Origin of the sequence: Pseudomonas sp. S4_EA_1b (assembly GCF_016307435.1) — a bacterium.
GTDB classification, from domain to species: Bacteria; Pseudomonadota; Gammaproteobacteria; order Pseudomonadales; family Pseudomonadaceae; genus Aquipseudomonas; species Aquipseudomonas rhodesiae.
This window is the reverse complement of sequence record NZ_JAEILC010000180.1, coordinates 3,551-3,804: the sequence shown is the minus strand read 5'-3', so window position 1 is coordinate 3,804 and position 254 is coordinate 3,551.

Genomic DNA, 254 nt, shown 5'->3' with positions numbered 1-254 from the left:
TCATAATTCACGTTACGGAGTTGCTCTAGTATTAACTCTTGATCCGACATATATGATCCTCTTTATTATTATCGATTTGTTGTTTATGATAATATTAATTATTTCATTGTTCCAGAAAAAAACAGCTGGGATAGTGTATCATAAAAAATATATTTCGAGCGAATGGGGAAAGTCGGTCGAGCCATGCGCATAACCAATCCATGGCATTGGACGCACAGTATATCGTTACCGGTGGATAAATGAATTAACCGCTC